At 62.1% G+C, this 16,214-nt stretch carries 14 protein-coding genes; 8 read left to right on the forward strand and 6 right to left on the reverse strand.

The window, feature by feature from the left end:
• Window positions 1-39 precede the first annotated feature (39 nt).
• On the forward strand, window positions 40-516 hold the full coding sequence (greA, locus tag QZ634_RS17205; protein ID WP_043564092.1) for a transcription elongation factor GreA: 477 nt from the start codon (window positions 40-42) through the stop codon (window positions 514-516).
• Window positions 517-524: 8 nt separating this feature from the next.
• The gene (locus QZ634_RS17210; protein ID WP_291990522.1) at window positions 525-989 is read left to right on the forward strand and encodes a DUF4149 domain-containing protein; all 465 of its coding nucleotides are present in this window, start codon (window positions 525-527) and stop codon (window positions 987-989) included.
• A 79-nt stretch (window positions 990-1,068) separates the two neighbouring features.
• On the opposite strand, the gene QZ634_RS17215 is transcribed toward QZ634_RS17210, so the two are convergent.
• Window positions 1,069-1,428: a YhbY family RNA-binding protein gene (locus QZ634_RS17215; RefSeq protein ID WP_291990524.1), complete on the reverse strand. Its 360-nt coding sequence runs from the start codon at window positions 1,426-1,428 to the stop codon at window positions 1,069-1,071.
• A 46-nt stretch (window positions 1,429-1,474) separates the two neighbouring features.
• Here QZ634_RS17215 and QZ634_RS17220 point away from each other — a divergent pair, with 46 nt between their 5' ends.
• The 4 genes from QZ634_RS17220 to glmM all read left to right on the forward strand — a co-directional run bounded on the left by QZ634_RS17220 (window position 1,475) and on the right by glmM (window position 6,553).
• Complete coding sequence (locus tag QZ634_RS17220; protein ID WP_291990526.1) at window positions 1,475-2,095, forward strand: SAM-dependent methyltransferase; 621 nt, start codon at window positions 1,475-1,477, stop codon at window positions 2,093-2,095.
• Window positions 2,096-2,212: 117 nt separating this feature from the next.
• Complete coding sequence (gene ftsH, locus QZ634_RS17225) at window positions 2,213-4,102, forward strand: ATP-dependent zinc metalloprotease FtsH (RefSeq protein ID WP_291990528.1); 1,890 nt, start codon at window positions 2,213-2,215, stop codon at window positions 4,100-4,102.
• Between the two features lie 108 nt (window positions 4,103-4,210).
• Window positions 4,211-5,062 carry a dihydropteroate synthase gene (gene folP / locus QZ634_RS17230; RefSeq protein ID WP_291990530.1) on the forward strand — a complete coding sequence of 284 codons (852 nt, stop codon included), beginning with the start codon at window positions 4,211-4,213 and terminating at the stop codon, window positions 5,060-5,062.
• Window positions 5,063-5,185: 123 nt separating this feature from the next.
• Window positions 5,186-6,553, forward strand: coding sequence for a phosphoglucosamine mutase (glmM, locus tag QZ634_RS17235; RefSeq protein ID WP_291990531.1), 1,368 nt, complete (start codon window positions 5,186-5,188; stop codon window positions 6,551-6,553).
• 59 nt (window positions 6,554-6,612) lie between these two features.
• On the opposite strand, the gene QZ634_RS17240 is transcribed toward glmM, so the two are convergent.
• The 5 genes from QZ634_RS17240 to acs form a co-directional block, all read right to left on the reverse strand.
• A complete protein-coding gene (locus QZ634_RS17240; protein WP_291990533.1) occupies window positions 6,613-6,885 on the reverse strand; it encodes a DUF4212 domain-containing protein in 273 nt (90 codons plus the stop codon).
• Between the two features lie 74 nt (window positions 6,886-6,959).
• Window positions 6,960-9,002: a sodium:solute symporter family protein gene (locus QZ634_RS17245; RefSeq protein WP_291990535.1), complete on the reverse strand. Its 2,043-nt coding sequence runs from the start codon at window positions 9,000-9,002 to the stop codon at window positions 6,960-6,962.
• Window positions 9,003-9,014: 12 nt separating this feature from the next.
• Window positions 9,015-9,680, reverse strand: a complete 666-nt coding sequence (locus QZ634_RS17250; RefSeq protein ID WP_291990537.1) for a hypothetical protein — start codon at window positions 9,678-9,680, stop codon at window positions 9,015-9,017.
• Between the two features lie 47 nt (window positions 9,681-9,727).
• Complete coding sequence (locus QZ634_RS17255) at window positions 9,728-11,638, reverse strand: DUF294 nucleotidyltransferase-like domain-containing protein (protein WP_291990539.1); 1,911 nt, start codon at window positions 11,636-11,638, stop codon at window positions 9,728-9,730.
• A gap of 202 nt (window positions 11,639-11,840) precedes the next feature.
• On the reverse strand, window positions 11,841-13,805 hold the full coding sequence (gene acs / locus QZ634_RS17260) for an acetate--CoA ligase (RefSeq protein ID WP_291990541.1): 1,965 nt from the start codon (window positions 13,803-13,805) through the stop codon (window positions 11,841-11,843).
• Between the two features lie 267 nt (window positions 13,806-14,072).
• Between acs and QZ634_RS17265 the strand changes: the two genes are divergently transcribed.
• Both QZ634_RS17265 and QZ634_RS17270 read left to right on the forward strand, forming a co-directional pair.
• Window positions 14,073-14,630: a TIGR00645 family protein gene (locus QZ634_RS17265; protein ID WP_291990543.1), complete on the forward strand. Its 558-nt coding sequence runs from the start codon at window positions 14,073-14,075 to the stop codon at window positions 14,628-14,630.
• Between the two features lie 58 nt (window positions 14,631-14,688).
• A complete protein-coding gene (locus tag QZ634_RS17270) occupies window positions 14,689-16,209 on the forward strand; it encodes a fumarate hydratase (RefSeq protein ID WP_291990545.1) in 1,521 nt (506 codons plus the stop codon).
• The last annotated feature ends 5 nt before the right edge of the window (window positions 16,210-16,214 follow it).

The following is a 16,214-nucleotide window of genomic DNA, read 5'->3' on the forward strand; positions in this document are numbered from 1 at the left end:
CTGGCGGGTGTCGGCGCTTCGCCGTTGGCAGCGAGAGAAATGACCAAGACACCTCTGACCGTAAATGGCGCTGAAAAACTTGCCGCCGAACTGCGTCACCTGAAGACCGTCGAGCGGCCGCGAACCATCGCCGCGATCGCCGAAGCACGCTCGCACGGCGATCTCTCGGAGAACGCCGAGTACGATGCGGCCAAGGAGCGGCAAGGCTTTGTCGAAGGGCGCATCCAGGAAGTCGAGAGCAAACTGGCCAACGCCCAGATCATTGACCCGAAACTGCTCGACGCCGACGGGCGTTGCGTTTTCGGAGCAACGCTCGATCTTGACGACCAGGAAACCGGCGCACGCGTCAGCTATCAGATCGTCGGCGAAGATGAAGCCGATATCAAGGCTGGCAAGATTTCGATCAACTCGCCGATCGCGCGGGCGCTGATCGGCAAGTTTGCTGGCGACATTGCCGAAGTGCAGGCGCCTGGTGGTGTGCGCGAATACGAAATCATCGCCGTGCGCTACGAATAATCCTGACCATGCGACGCTGCGCCGACGCGCTCTATGACATCACGCTGACGCTGTGGGTCGGCGGCTTGTGGGCCATCGGTTTTCTCGTCGCGCCAACACTTTTTTCCGCCCTCGCCAGTGATCGCCAGCTGGCCGGCCTGCTGGCCGGCAAGTTGTTTGCCTTGATCGGCTGGGTGGGTCTGGCCTGTGCCAGCTACCTCCTGCTACACACCCTGCTGCGCATGGGTACGACCGCCTTGCGCCGGTGGACCTTCTGGCTGCTGATCGGAATGCTGCTGCTCACCGTCGTCAATCTGTTCGGGATTCAGCCGCTGCTAGCGCAGATCAAGGCCGACGCCGTGGCAAGACAAGCGCTGGAAAGCGTGCTGAACAAGCGCTTTGCCATCTGGCATGGCGTCTCCGGCGTCGTCTACGTCGCGCAGAGCCTGCTTGGAGTGCTCCTGATCAGTGTATTCCGGCGTCCCGTCAGATAGGTCACGGCGCGAGCAGCTGGCCAGCCAGGCAGAGTGGGCGACCGGGCTGGCGACCAGTTTTTTCGCCCGGACGTTCGTCTCAGGCGCCCGAACCGCCCTGGAAGCTGCGCTTGCTCCGGCGGGGCTCGCTGCGTTTCGGGCGGGGCCTGGCGGGCGGCACCGGATCGTCTGCTCGCGGCCGCCAGATGACCAGCAGTTTTCCGATGTGTTGGACCGGGGCAGCCTCGAGGCGCTCGCAGAGGGCCGCGAGAAACTGTTCGCGAACCTGCCGGTCGTCGTTATAGACACGAATCTTGATCAGTTCGTGGCTGCCTAGATTGACATCGACCTCGCGGACGACCGATTCGGACAGACCGTTCTGGCTTATCGAAACGACCGGCTGCAGGGAGTGCGCACGGGCGCGCAGGACGCGGCGCTCGTCGGAGCTGAGATTGAGCATGCGGGACACCTTTTCTTGAGCAGCGCATTTTAGCGGGTTTCAGCCTATGAAACGAAGCAGATCAAGCACCGCGTGGTTGAACGAACATGTCAACGACGCCTATGTGCAACGGGCCAAAGCCGAAGGCTATCGTTCGCGCGCGTCGTACAAGCTGATGGAGATCGACGACAAGGACGGCTTGATCCGCAGCGGCGACGCGATCGTCGATCTGGGCGCCGCCCCGGGTGGCTGGTCACAAGTCGCTGCGCAGAGGCTACAGGGCAGTGGTCGCGTCATCGCCCTGGATCTGCTGGAGATGGCGCCGATGCGCGGCGTCACTTTTCTGCAAGGCGACTTTCGCGAGCAGGACGTCCTGCTCGCGCTGGAAGAATTGCTCGCCGGAGCCCGACCGGGGCTTGTTCTTTCAGACATGTCCCCCAATATATCGGGCATCGCCGTCTGCGACCAGGCCCGGGTAATGCATCTGGCCGAGCTGGGCCTGGACTTTGCGCGCAACTGGCTGAAACCCGACGGCGCTTTTCTGGTCAAAATTTTTCAGGGCCACGGCTTCGGCGAATTCCTGCAGGAAATGCGCCAGTCTTTCAAGACCGTGTCTGCACGCAAACCGGACGCCTCCAGGGATCGTAGCCCGGAAGTCTACCTGCTGGGCAAGGCCTTGAAAACGTGAGAGCATCTACAATGCCGTCTTTGCTTCAACGAGCATTAATCGGTTTAGAATGCTGAGTTCGTGGAACAGCAGGGTTTCCGGCGCTGGTGCGCCGGACAACGTAGAAGAGGTGAAGTATTGAATAACATGTTCAAGAATCTGGCAGTCTGGCTGGTTATTGGCTTGGTCTTGATGACCGTCTTCAACCAGTTCAACACCCGCCAGGTCGCTCAATCGACGATGGAGTATTCACAATTCATCGACGAGGTGGGCAAGGGAACAATTGCCAAGGTTGTGATCGAGGGCCGGGTGCTCAAGGCGACGACAACCGATGGGCGCAAGCTGACCAGCTACGCGCCACCAGACCTGTGGATGGTCTCGGATCTGCTGAAGAATGGCGTCACCATCGAAGCCAAGCCGGAAGAGGAGCAGTCCTTTCTGATGAGCATCTTCGTCAGCTGGTTCCCGATGCTGCTGCTGATTGGCGTCTGGATCTTTTTTATGCGCCAGATGCAGGGCGGTGGCCGCGGCGGGGCTTTCTCGTTCGGCAAGAGCAAGGCACGCCTCCTCGACGAGTCGACCAATACCATCACCTTTGCCGACGTCGCCGGTTGCGACGAAGCCAAGGAAGAGGTCTCCGAACTGGTGGACTTCCTGCGTGACCCCTCGAAGTTCCAGAAACTCGGTGGCCGCATCCCGAAAGGCGTGCTGCTGGTCGGCAACCCGGGAACCGGCAAGACCCTGCTGGCGAAAGCCATTGCCGGCGAAGCCAAGGTTCCTTTCTTCTCGATCTCCGGTTCGGACTTCGTCGAGATGTTTGTCGGTGTCGGCGCGGCGCGCGTCCGCGACATGTTCGAAAACGCCAAGAAGCACGCCCCGTGCATTATCTTCATCGATGAACTGGATGCCGTCGGACGGCAGCGGGGAGCCGGGCTGGGCGGAGGCAACGACGAGCGCGAGCAGACGCTGAACCAGATGCTGGTCGAGATGGACGGCTTCGAAGGCAGCGTCGGGGTCATCGTCATCGCCGCCACCAACCGTCCCGACGTCCTCGATCCGGCACTGATGCGTCCCGGTCGCTTCGACCGCCAGGTGGTGGTACCGCTGCCCGACATTCGTGGCCGCGAGCAGATTCTGATCGTTCATATGCGCAAGGTACCCCTGTCGCCAGACGTCAAGGCCGACATCATTGCCCGTGGCACACCCGGCTTTTCCGGAGCCGATCTGGCCAACCTGGTCAACGAGGCAGCCTTGTTTGCGGCGCGCGGCAACAAGCGTCTGGTGGACATGGATGACTTCGAGAAAGCCAAGGACAAGATCATGATGGGCGCCGAACGCCGCAGCATGGTCATGAACGAGGACGAGAAGCGCAATACCGCTTTCCATGAGTCCGGGCATGCCGTGGTTGCCAAGCTGATGCCGAAGTCCGACCCGGTACACAAGGTCACCATTATCCCGCGCGGACGGGCACTTGGACTGACCATGCAACTGCCGGAAGAGGACCGTTACGCTTACGATCGCGTCTATCTGATGAGTCGCATCGCGGTCCTCTTTGGTGGCCGCGTCGCCGAAGAGCTGTTCATGGACCAGATGACCACCGGCGCCTCCAACGACTTCGAGCGGGCAACGCAAATGGCGCGCGACATGGTCACTCGCTACGGTATGTCGGATGCCCTCGGTCCGATGGTTTATGGCGAGAACGAGGGAGAGGTCTTCCTCGGGCGTTCGGTAACCACGCACAAGAACATGTCCGAAGCGACGATGGAGAAGGTCGACCAGGAAATACGCCGTATCATCGATGAGCAGTACGGCCTCGCCCGCAACCTCCTCGAGGAGCATCGTGACAAGGTCGAGGCGATGGCAGCCGCCTTGCTCGAACTTGAAACGATCGACAGCGACCAGATCGACGACATCATGGCGGGCAAACCGCCACGCCCTCCGAAGCAGCCACAGACCAGGATGCCGAGCGCTCCCTCAGACGGCAATACGCCGGATGCGGCGCCAAGCGCACCACCCGCACCTGCCTGAACGTACGACGGGCAAGACCGGGCGGCGGATATAGCAATTGATCTGTCCGTCTCGGTAGCGAAGGGCCCTCACTCGGGGGCCCGCCCGGCGACGTCGACGCTGAACCCCATGCTCCGCTGCGGCGCCTTTCAACTCCCGCTGTCCCGCCCGCTGCTGATGGGCATCGTCAATCTGACCCCGGACTCTTTTTCCGGTGACGGACTTGCGAGCAACATCGCAGAGGCCGTTGCGCAGGCCCGCCGGCAGATTGACGCCGGCGCCGATCTGCTCGACCTTGGCGCCGAGTCGTCACGCCCGGGTGCGACACCCACAGCGGAGAACGAGGAACTGCGGCGACTGCTGCCGGTACTCGAGGCGCTTGGCGACTGCGGAGTGCCAATTTCGGTGGACACCTACAAGCCGACGGTGATGCGCGCCGCATTGGCCAATGGCGCCTCGATGATCAATGACATCTACGCCCTGCGCACGCCCGGCGCGATGGCCGTGGTGGCCGACAGCAACTGCGCCATCTGTCTGATGCATATGCAAGGCGCGCCATTGACCATGCAGGAACAACCCGCCTACCTCGATGTCGTTGCCGAGGTCCAGGGTTTCCTGCGCACGCGCGTCAGCGCGGCTCTGGCGGCAGGAATCACCAGCGACCGCCTGCTGCTCGATCCCGGTTTTGGCTTTGGCAAGACGCTCCAGCACAATCTGGACCTGCTGCGCCGTTTTGCTGAATTGTCGCTTGACGGCCTGCCTCTGCTGGCCGGCGTCTCACGAAAATCCATGCTGGGTACAATCACCGGGCGGCCGGTCGAGCAGCGGCTGGCCGGCAGTCTCGCTGCAGCGCTGCTGGCGGCACAACGCGGGGCACGCATTTTGCGCGTTCATGATGTCGCCGAAACGCGCGACGCCTTGGCCGTCTGGCAGGCCATCGGTGCACCGTCAGGTGCCGGCGCAAGAGGCGCAAGGCCCTGACCCGGCCTGCGAACCTGCACCGGTCATCGCCTGTGTACTTGTTGGCAGTGTCGCGGCCACGGTTTGCGTAAAATATTCTTGGTTGAAGAAAAATTCGCCTTGGCGGCTAGAGGGAGAGAAATCGTGGCAAGAAAGTACTTTGGAACCGACGGTGTGCGTGGGCGGGTCGGCGAGAGCCCAATCACGCCCGATTTCGTCATGCGCCTGGGTCACGCCATGGGCAGGGTTCTCGTTGCCCACGCTGCCGCACGCGGGCACACCAAGACAGCGGAGCGTCCGGCGGTACTGATCGGCAAGGACACCCGCGTTTCGGGCTATATGCTGGAAGCTGCGCTTGAAGCCGGTTTTGCGGCTGCCGGCGTCGACGTCTGTCTGGTCGGGCCAATGCCGACGCCGGCCATCGCCTACCTGACCCGCGCTTTGCGCCTGCAGGCCGGAATCGTCATCTCCGCATCGCACAATCCTTTTTACGATAATGGCATCAAGTTCTTCTCGGCGCGGGGCACCAAGCTTCCCGATGAGCTTGAACTGGAGATCGAAGCGGCGCTCGACGAGCCGCTGACTTGCGTCGACTCGGCCGCTCTTGGCCGGGCACGTCGAATCGACGACGCGGACGGCCGCTACATCGAATTCTGCAAGGGCACGTTTCCCTTCGAGCAGGACTTGCGTGGCCTAAAGATCGTCGTCGACTGCGCCAACGGGGCCGCCTACCACATCGCCCCGCACGTGTTTCACGAGCTGGGCGCCGAAGTGAGCAGCATCGGCAGCGAGCCCAACGGCCTCAACATCAACCACGAAGTCGGGGCAACGGCGCCCGAAGCCCTGCGCGAAGCCGTCCGCGCACAAGGCGCGGACATCGGCATCGCCCTGGATGGCGATGCCGACCGAGTCTTGATGGTCGATGCCGAAGGCACGCTCTACGACGGCGACCAACTGCTCTTCGCCGTCGTCCGCAGCCGGCTCCGCCAAGGTCCTGTGGCAGGCGTCGTCGGGACTCTGATGACCAATCTTGCCCTCGAACACGCTCTGGCCGAACTCGATATACCGCTTGTTCGCGCCGATGTCGGCGACCGCTACGTGATGGACATGCTACGCCAGAAAGGCTGGCTGTACGGTGGCGAGAACTCCGGGCACATACTCTGCCTCGACAGGCACTCAACGGGTGATGGCATCGTTTCCGCTCTGCAAGTGCTTTCAGCACTGCGCGCCAGCGGTGGCACTCTGCAAGAGCTGCTCGGCGACCTGAAACTCTATCCACAGAAGCTGATCAACGTCGCCCTGAGCAAAGGCTTTCCGTGGCAGGATCACCCGTTGATCGGATCGGTACACCGGCAGGTGGAGAGCACGCTGAACGGCCGTGGCCGGGTTCTGCTGCGTGCTTCGGGAACCGAACCGCTGCTGCGGGTAATGGTCGAAGGCCAGGATTCGGCAGTGGTCACCAGTGCCGCCGAGACACTGGCTGCCGCTGTTCGTACAGCGGTCGCGTCGTAAAGCGGGCAAGCCGCGCAAGCCAGGAAGCCAGGAAGCCAGCCAAATCCTGAGGCGATCGATCAGTCCTCGTCCGCCTCACCTTCACGGACGCCGTACTGGCGATCGAGACGGTTCATATAGCGCGCATACCACCCGATGATCACCAGATAGATCAGCGGCGCCCCCTGGGCCCCCATGTAAAACCCCAGCGGGAAACCGATGATCGTGATCTCGGCCAGTTCGCGCGCGAAAAAGCTGACCACGAAACTGACCACGAACCACGTCGCCAGCAGCAAGGCCGTCAGCTTGAGGTTGCGCCGCCAATAGTCGCGATGCTTACGTTCGAGGCGCATTCAGCGGCTCCCCGCCAATGAAGCCTGGCCGAGGAATCGCCCGGGCCAGCCCGCGCTCGCCGCCCGACGTCGGCTCAAGAGCCTTCGAGCTCCGGGTAACGGACGCTTTCGACAAAATCCTGTGTCGCCTTGCTTGGCGCCTGGCCACACAGACTGACCACGATAATCGTCAGGAACCCGGCGGCAACGCCCCACACCCCGGCCGATGTGGACTCGATTCCCCACCACGGGTCCATGCCGATTCCCTGAATGCCAAGCCAGGGGATGGCATCCACCTGGACACGAACCATGTAGTAGAGGGTCACCAGCAGACCGATGACCATGCCAGTCACCGCGCCCGCCGCATTGGCTCTTTTCCAGAAGACGCCAAGAATCAGCGCCGGAAAGAACGCGGCGCCAGCCAGCGAGAAGGCCCACGCCACCATCGATAGGATCGTCGCCGGCTTCTGCGACGCCACCGTGGCCGCGAACACGGCGACCACCAGCAGCAGCGTTTTCGAAACCACCAGCCGCCATTGCGTGGTCGCATCGGGACGATAGACCTTGTAATAGACGTCGTGCGACAAGGCACTGGCGATGGTCAGCAGCAGGCCGTCGGCCGTAGACAGGGCCGCAGCCAGGGCGCCGGCAGCGACCAGGCCAGAAATGACATATGGCAAACCGGCAATTTCCGGCGTAGCCAGCAGAATTACGTCCGGATTGAGCGCCAGCTCGACGAGTTGGAGAATGCCGTCACCGTTGACGTCCTCGATCGAGACCAGACCAATCTTTCCCCAGGCACTGACCCAGACAGGCAACTGCGCGATCGACGAACCAATGAGCGTCGAGTAGATCTCGTACTTGGCAAACGCGGCGTACGCCGGCGCCGTCAGGTAGAGCGCCAGAATGAACAGCAAGGACCAGAAAACCGAAGTGCGCGCCTCGCGGACGCTGGGAGTGGTGTAGTAACGCATCAGCACGTGCGGCAGAGCCGCCGTACCGACCATCAGGCAGAACACCAGGCTGAGAAAGTTGAGACGCGCCGTATTGCTCACCTCCTCGCTACCCGACGGAAAGGGAGTCAGGTGGTGCTCGGGATCGGCCCCACGTTGCGCTGCTTCGCGCATTAGTTTGTCCCAGTAGATTCGGGCCGCCTCGCTGCTCTTCGGCAACTCGCGGCGTTCGCGCTCGACGGCCACGACTTCGCGCATCTGCGCGTTGTTGCTTTTCAGATCGTTGATCTGCTCGAACAAGCGCAGCCTCTCTTCGTCGAGAGACTCGGGCAGGGTCTGGATACGCTCCAAATAGCCGTCGGCGCGTTCGCGGAAGATGCGCCGTCCTTCGATCTCGGCGGGTTCATCGAAGATCCTTTCTTCAAGGACCTGCACCTTCTGCAGCACATGACCATAGGTCAGCTGCGGCACCGGAATGCCGGTGACCTGGTACGAGAGGATGGTTACCGGAACCAGATAGGCGACGATCAGGATGGCGTACTGAGCCACCTGCGTCCAGGTCACCGCGCGCATGCCACCGAGAAACGAGCACACCAGGATACCCGCCAGGCCGACAAAGACCCCGATCTCGAACTGCAGCCCGACGAAGCGGCTGGTTATCAACCCGACTCCGTAGATCTGTGCGACGACATAAACGAAGGAGGCCAGGACAGTCGCGAAGACGCCGACCAGTCGCGCCGGATTGCCGCCATAGCGGGCAGCGAGAAAATCAGGGATCGTGTACTGCCCGAAGCGCCGTAGATAAGGCGCCAGCAGCAAGGCGACCAGAACGTAGCCTCCGGTCCAGCCCATCACGTAGGCCAGACCCTGATAACCCGAGAGGTACAGTGTTCCGGCGAGGCCCATGAACGACGCCGCGCTCATCCAGTCGGCTCCGGTCGCCATGCCATTGAACACCGCGGGCACTCGCCTGCCGGCGACGTAGTACTCGGAAACGTTGGCCGTGCGGGCCAGGATGCCGATCGTCGCGTAAAGAAAAATGGTCAGAAAGAGGAAGGAATAGCCGATCCAGCGCGGTGGCAGTCCGTGCCGCTCGAGGAACGCCAGAATGAGGATGAAAATGAAAAAACCCGCGGTGTAGAAAGCGTAGTAGCGGCGTAGCGGGACGGTAGTGTAGTCGGCCATCGCAGCGCTCGCCTAGCTACTCTGGTACAGATGGCGGCGTGCCTTTTCGATCGCGATGAGGCTGGCCGGGGTCTCGAAACCTTTGTGCGCAGCACGCGCCACGGTGAGTTGCAGAAGCTGCGCCGTGGCGTAAGCGTCCGAAACCGGGTTGTGCCGCTGGACGCTATCGATAGCGAAGTGCTCAAGCCAGGCGTCCAATTGCGCCGACTTCTCGCCCAACTCACCAAACAGACCGGCCATGACCCACGCCAGATCGATCCACGGCAGGTTGAGCTCGACACCGAGGGCCTCGGCGAGAGCGCGTTCGATCCGCCGGGCGACGAACGAAGCGTGGTACGCAACCAGCGGTGCCTTGCCGACGAAGCCCAGCAAGGAGAGCAGCGCGGCGCCGCGTTGCTCGCCGCTGATCGGGGTCGCCGGCGGCGGATCGGCAAGCGATTGCCCGGCGTCCGTCGCCGGGTGCACCATCGCCAGGTGCAAGGCATCCTGGAAATCAATCAGGCCATCGACCAGCGCCAGGGCACCGATCGAACCGAGGGGACCGCTCTTCCAGTCCGGGCCGGCAATGGCGATGTCGATGAGCACGTAGCGGCTGCGATAGTGCGAGCGCGTTAGATCAGGCTCGGGCAGCTTCCGCCAGGCGGAAATCCGCTCCTGCACCTCGCTCGTCAAAGGCACAACCCGAGCGTCGTGGCCGGCAAATAGTTTCGATAGCCACACCATGGTCAGATCTGATAATCGAGCTTCAGACGCGACTGCAGCCTGCGCGCCTGCCGGAAGGACTCTTTGAGGATATGCCTCTCAATCTCGTTCAACTCGTCAGGCCTGATCAGATTGTCGCCACTGCGCCCGTGCTCCTGCTCGAAATGCTGGTGCCGCAAACGCAGCATCTGAATGAAATTGAAGCCATCGACGATTGCCGCCACCTCGTCCGAGGAAATTTTCATCAGGCTGCACGCCCGCTTCAGACGAGCCACGGTATTCGTCGCCTCGACCTGATTGGCCAGAGCGAAAAGGCGTGCCGCGTCGGTAAACAGACGCACGCCGTATTTCTTGAGGTCGATGGTTCCCGGATGCTCGGGGTCGTCGCCGGTCACGAAGTCGCGGATGCGGCCAAGCGGTGGCGCGACCTCGAGCGCATTCTGGGCCAGCATGCGCAGGAACAGCGGATTGCCCTGCGTCTGCCGAAGGAGTGACAGACGCATCCGGTGCGCCAGATTGAAGCGCCCGTAGAGGGGGCGGAAATCGAAGAAAATCGTTGCGTTCAGCAAGGCCAGCGGTTCCGGCATGCGCACCCAATGGGAAAACTTCTCTTCCCATTCCTCGAGCGTCAGGCACAGCTCGGGGTTGCTGGCCATGATGTTGCCCTTGCAGAGCGGGAAACCGCACTTGTCGAGGTCATCATTGACCGCTCTGGCGAAGTCGAGAAAGCGCAGTTGCGTCTGCTCCCGGTCCATGATGTCGGTGCAGATGAAAACAATTCCGTTATCCTGATCGGTGGTGAACGTCTGTTCGTCGCGCCCCTCCGAACCGAACGCCAGCCACGCCCAGTCGATACCGTAGAAATCGTCGCCATCAAGATTGAGTTCGATCACCCGGCGCGTCACCGCGTCGTTGAGTGTCGAGATGAACTGGGTGATCTCCTGGGCGCCGACGCCCTCCGACAGCATCGTCAGTGCCAGCTGGCGAACGTCCTCACGGGCGTGCTGCAGCACCGCGACACTGCTCGCCGCGTCGATCGAGTGTCGAATCTGCCGCAACCCAGCACCTTGCAGCTTGAAAAGGTCACGCTCCGAAACGACGCCCTGCAAGCGCCCTCCTTCGTCCACGGCAAGAACGTGGCGGACGCGGTGCATGGCCATCACCAGTGCCGCATCGTGAGCATTTGCCGCCAGCGGCAAAGTCTGTGGCGCTGGCGACATCACCGCAGCAATCGCCTGCTCAAGCGAAGCCCCGGGGAGGACGATGCGCTTGAGGATATCGGAGAGGGTAAAGATACCGACCGGCCGTCGCTCGGCGTCCACCACGACCATCGAGCCGAGGTGCTGGCCGGCCATCAGCTCGACCACCCGGCGCACGCTCGTGTCCAGCGCCACGGCCACCGGTTCGCGGACAACGACCATCGATAGGGGCGAATTCATCGTCTTCTGCTCAGCCGCACGCTGGGCAAGCTGCAGCTGCAACTGCTGCTGCGATTGTCTGAGCAAGCCCGCGATATACTGCGTACAGAAGAGATTGAAGACCGTGCTCTTCTGGGTCAGGGCGAAGAAGTCGTCGGCGGCCAGTTCGTAGCAGAAGACATCGTCGTGGGCAACGTAGGCGCCGACCGTTTCACGCTGCGCCATGAGCGCGCCAATCGAAAAGCTCTGCCCGGGACCCAGCCTGGCCGACGACGACTCCAACTTGCGCTCGCCTCCACCACGCACGACGTCCACCCGGCCACGCTGCACAATGTGCAGCGTCCGTGCCACCCCCGTCTCTTTGGCCAAAATCCGCGCGCCTTTCGGATAGTGGGCGAGCTTCACGCGCAGCGCGAGAAAGCGCAGCGCCTCGGCTTCCATCCGGTCAAACGGCGGGTAAGCCTGCAATGACTGGATGCACGCGGAGACCAGCAGTTCAGTCGCCTCGTTGCTCATCCGGGCTCCTCGCTCGATGCACATGAACAGGCCGGCACGCCGCCGTGCCGGCCCGAAAAACGACGCCCGATCAGATCATGCCAGGCAGCGCCTGGGCACTTCCCGGACGCGGCAATCAGGCAGGAAAAGCCGCTCACGGCGACGGCGAGCCGATCATCCGGCTCGCCGTCGCCGCCGAACGCAGGCGCGCGCTATCGCTGGTTCAGCCCCTCAACTGGTCGAGAATTGCCGGGTTCTCAAGCGTTGAAGTGTCCTGTGCGACGGTCTCCCCCTTGGCCAGCGAGCGCAGCAGACGGCGCATGATCTTGCCGGAACGGGTTTTGGGCAGGTTCTCGCCGAAGCGCAGATCCTTCGGTTTGGCGATTGGACCGATCTCGCGGCCGACGTGATCCTGCAATTCCTTGATCATCTTCTTGGCCGCATCACCCGTTGGCCGTGCGCCTTTCAGGACCACAAAGGCACAGATCGCTTCACCGGTCAGGTCATCGGGGCGGCCAACCACCGCGGCTTCGGCGACCATCGGGTGCGAAACCAGAGCTGACTCGATTTCCATGGTTCCCATGCGGTGCCCGGAAACGTTCAGCACGTCGTCGATACGACCGGTGATCGTAAAGTAGCCGGTATTGACGTCGCGAATCGAACCGTCGCCGGCGAGATACAGCTTGCCGTTGAAATCATCCGGGTAGTACGACTTCTTGAAGCGCTCTGGGTCACCCCAGATGTTGCGGATCATTGCCGGCCACGGACGCTTGACGACCAGCAGGCCGCCTTTGCCCCAGTCGAGTTCGGTACCCGTCTCGTCGACGACCGCCGCCTGGATGCCGGGGAAGGGCAGGGTGCATGAACCGGGCACCATCGGCGTCACGCCTGGCAATGGCGTGATCATGTGACCACCGGTTTCGGTCTGCCAGAAGGTATCGACGATCGGGCAGCGACCGCCACCAACGCTGTCGTAGTACCACTGCCAGGCAGCGGGATTGATCGGTTCGCCAACCGTACCCAGCAGGCGCAGCGACGAGAGGTCGTACTGCGTCGGGGCAACCGCCGGATTGACGTCGGCGGCCTTGACCAGCGAGCGGATCGCCGTCGGCGCGGTGTAGAAGATGTTGACCTTGTGGTCCTGGATCATTTTCCAGAAACGACCGGCATCCGGGTAGGTCGGAATCCCTTCGAAGACCACTTCGGTCGCTCCGCAGGCCAGCGGTCCGTAAGTGATATAGGTGTGACCTGTCACCCAGCCGATGTCCGCGGTACACCAGAAGAGGTCGTCGGGCTTGATGTCGAATGTCCACTTCATGGTCACGATGGCGTGCAGCAGGTAACCGCCGGTCGAGTGCTGGACACCCTTCGGCTTGCCGGTCGATCCCGAGGTATACAGCAGGAAGAGCGGGTGCTCGGCCTCGACCCATTCGGGTTCGCAGACATCCGACTGGCCGGCGACCACATCGTGCCACCAGACGTCACGATCGGCGACCATGTTGCAGGTACCACCGGTGCGCTGGAAAACGATGACGCTCTTGATCGACTCGCAGCCACCCAGTGCAATCCCCTCGTCCACCGCCGGCTTGAGCGGAATTTTCTTGCCGCCGCGGCACTGCTCGTCGGCCGTAATCACCGCCACCGCGCCGGCGTCGTTGATCCGGTCACGCACCGACTGTGAAGAGAAGCCGCCAAAAACCACCGAATGGATGGCCCCGATACGCGCACAGGCCTGCATGGCGACGATACCTTCAATACCCATCGACATGTAGATGACGACGCGATCGCCCTTCTTGATGCCGCGCGCGCGCAGGCCATTGGCGAACTGGCTGACTTGCGACAGCAGCTGCTTGTAGGTGACCCGTTTGACCTCGCCGTCGTCAGCTTCGAAGAGGATCGCCACCTTGTCGCCGAGGCCGGCTTCCACGTTGCGGTCCAGGCAATTGTACGAAGCGTTCAACGTGCCATCGGCAAACCACTTGAAAAACGGCGCGTTGGACTCGTCAAGCACCTGAGTGAACGGCGTCTTCCAGCTAACGTGTTCGCGGGCCAGCCGCGCCCAGAAACCGCTGTAATCCTTTTCTGCCTCGGCGCACAGGGCCTTGTAAGCGTCCATGCCGGAAATCGTCGCCTGTTTGACAAACTCGGCGGAGGGGTCAATAAACGTTAAGGCTTCGCTCTGTGACATGTGCCATCTCCTGTGCGGTATTGGTAGAGGTAACAAGAAGTTGATGCAATGCGGTGCAGACAAAAGCTGATGAGAACCGGGCGTACCCCCTGTTCGTCGCCAACGGCCGACACTCACCCGGTAGTAGCGCCTGCTGGCAGGCCAGCTGCCGAAGATTAAACGCCGCCAATCTTACACACCACTTACGCCGAGGCCCGCCGTGCGCCCCGGATCAGCGTTTCTTTGGTGCTAGAATCTGTCCTCCCGAACCTCTGAAACCGTGAAGAAATGCCCTCTCTGAAACCCACCGTCGACAAACTCGAGATGTTCATCTTCTGGAGCCGCTGGCTGCAGGCACCGCTCTATCTCGGCCTGATCATCGCCCAGGGCGTCTATGTCTACCTGTTCATGGTCGAACTGTCGCACCTGATCGGCAATCTCTTTTTCAGCGGCAAGCAGATCAACGAAACCGAGGTGATGCTCGTCGTCCTTGGCCTGATCGACGTGGTGATGATCGCCAACCTGCTGATCATGGTGATCATCGGCGGTTACGAAACCTTCGTTTCCCGGCTCCATCTCGACGGCCACCCCGACCAGCCGGAATGGCTTTCGCACGTCAATGCCGGGGTACTCAAGATCAAGCTATCGACGGCGATCATCGGCATTTCCTCGATCCATCTCTTGAAGACCTTCATCAACGCGGAAAACATGAGCGAGCACACGATCAAATGGCAGGTCATCATCCATGCCGTTTTTCTGGGTTCGGCCCTGGCCATGGTCTGGGTCGATCGAATAATGACCCAGACGCTGGCGATGAGCAAAGCGCAGCACGCTGCGCGGCACTGACCAACACCCGCGGCGGGTAGGGTAATCGATCCCCGCCACTCACGAGAGAGACCCTGAAATGACACCCATCAAGCAGGAAGACTTCATCCAGAGCGTCGCAGATGCCTTTCAGTACATCAGCTACTATCACCCCCTGGACTACATCAAGGCGCTCGGCGCCGCTTACGAGCGCGAGCAGAGCCCGGCGGCCAAGGATGCCATCGCCCAGATCCTGACCAATAGCCGGATGTGCGCCGAAGGCCATCGGCCGATCTGCCAGGACACCGGGATCGCGGTGATCTTCCTCAAGGTGGGCATGGATCTGCGCTGGGACGCCAAGCTGTCGATCCAGGAAATGTGCGACGAGGGCGTTCGCCGGGCCTACAACAACCCCGACAACACGCTGCGCGCTTCGGTGCTTCTCGATCCCGCCGGTGCGCGCAAGAACTCGCGCGACAACACCCCTGCCGTGGTGCACTACGAAGTCGTCCCCGGCGACCACCTGGAAGTGATCTGTGCGGCAAAGGGCGGCGGCTCCGAAAACAAGTCCAAGTTCTACGCGCTCAACCCGTCCGACTCGATCGTCGATTGGGTCCTGAAGACCGTCCCGACGATGGGCGCCGGCTGGTGCCCGCCCGGAATCCTCGGTATCGGCATCGGTGGCACGCCCGAAAAAGCCATGCTGCTGGCCAAGGAGTCGCTGATGGCACCGGTCGACATCCATGAACTGATCGCCCGCGGCGCCAGCAATCGCGTCGAGGAACTACGCCTCGAACTCTACGAAAAGGTCAATGCCCTGGGGATCGGCGCGCAAGGCCTCGGCGGCCTGACGACCGTCCTCGACGTCAAGATCCTCGACTACCCGACGCACGCTGCCAGCCTGCCGGTAGCGATGATTCCCAACTGTGCGGCGACCCGGCACGCGCACTTCCATCTTGACGGTTCCGGACCGGCAACGCTGACCCCGCCGGACCTCGACCAGTGGCCGAAGGTGAACTGGACGCCGAACACCGAAACCTCGACGCGGGTCAATCTCGACACGCTGACGCCGGCCGAAGTCGCCGCCTGGAAACCGGGCCAAACGCTGTTGCTCAACGGCAAGATGCTGACCGGTCGCGATGCCGCGCACAAACGCATCCAGGACATGCTCGCCAAGGGCGAGCCATTGCCGGTCGACTTCACCAACCGGGTGATCTACTACGTTGGCCCGGTCGATCCGGTCGGCGACGAAGTCGTTGGCCCGGCCGGGCCAACGACGGCGACGCGGATGGACAAGTTCACCGAAATGATGCTCGCGCAGACGGGCCTGATCTCGATGGTCGGCAAAGCCGAACGCGGCCCAAGCGCGATCGAAGCGATCAGAAAGCACAAGTCGGCGTATCTGATGGCCGTCGGCGGCGCCGCGTATCTGGTCGCCAAAGGGATCAAGGCGGCCAGGGTTGCCGGATTTGCCGATCTTGGCATGGAGGCCATCTACGAGTTCGACGTCAAGGACATGCCGGTCACCGTGGCCGTCGATTCGAGCGGCACCTCGGTGCACAATACGGGACCACGGGAATGGCAGGGCAGAATCGGCAAGATCCCGGTCACTACCGCCTGAACACA

The organism is Candidatus Accumulibacter sp. ACC007 (assembly GCF_907163205.1).
Lineage (GTDB): Bacteria > Pseudomonadota > Gammaproteobacteria > Burkholderiales > Rhodocyclaceae > Accumulibacter > Accumulibacter regalis.